Below are 1,027 nucleotides of genomic sequence, written 5' to 3' on the forward strand. Positions count from 1 at the left end.
TATATACCCTTAGTGCTAGTTAAAAAAGTTAAATCAAGCAAAAAAAGAAAGTTCTTGCTATACTAACCTCAAATCGACCAAGAAACGAGGTAAGAAGATATGCAAGAACTTCCTAACACCCATTTTACCATAAATTTCAAAAATTTATTAGCTCAAGTATCTGATTTATATGAAAAACATGCTCCAGACGTTGTCAAAAAGCGAAAAAACATTCATTTAGCCAAACAACCGGATGCTGTAATTCTTAGTTGCTATCTTTTGGGCATTCTGTACTCCTGCAAAACACTCATTGGAACGTACCGCTTAGCTTGTTCTATCTATGGGAAAGATTTCCCCAGCAGAACACGGTTTATTCGGACCTGTAATCATTTACAACCAACGCTTGCTTTGATAAATCAAGCATTGGTCCAAGAAAACGTAACCCGAGAAGACTCCGTAGGACTTGTCGATAGCCTACCAATCCCTTTATGCCAACCTATTCGTAACAGAAGAGCACATTCTGCACAACCACTTGCTACTATTGGTTATAATGCAACCAAGAATTTTTGGTTTTACGGACTTAAATTTCATGCGGTTGTCAGTAGAAATGGACTAATTTTGAACTTCCTGCTAAGCTCTGCCAGTCTCCACGATGCCAAAGCTGTGGAAGACTTAACAGATTCTTTTTTCATTCCTACCCTCCTAGGAGATGCAGGATATATTGGAAAAGAACTTGCAAATCGCCTATCTAAACGGGGCATTCGTCTGATTGCCATTCCTAGAAAATCTATGAAAGAGGCGAATACAATAGATTACTCCATTGTTAAAAAACAGAGAAAGGCCATTGAGACGGTGTTCTCTTCTTTAGAAATACTTGGGATAGAAACAATTCATGCGCATAGCGTCAAAAGTATCATGACAAGGGTACAATTAACGGTGCTTCTTTATAATCTATTGTTGATTGAAGCTCATAAAAGAGAGTATGGGACATTAAAATTTTCCATTGGTCTTGAATGTTTGGGTGGTTAATCAACTAGCACTATGGGTA

Annotated in this window: 1 protein-coding gene; it reads left to right on the forward strand. The window is 37.8% G+C overall.

Annotation, left to right across the window (positions count from 1 at the left end; translation table 11 throughout):
* Nucleotides 1–99 precede the first annotated feature (99 nt).
* Entirely contained in the window at nucleotides 100–1,008 is a 909-nt protein-coding gene (locus NPA36_RS10225; protein ID WP_256946011.1) for an IS982 family transposase, read from the forward strand.
* Nucleotides 1,009–1,027 lie beyond the last annotated feature (19 nt).

It is taken from the genome of Granulicatella seriolae (genome assembly GCF_024543085.1).
Lineage (GTDB): Bacteria > Bacillota > Bacilli > Lactobacillales > Aerococcaceae > Granulicatella > Granulicatella seriolae.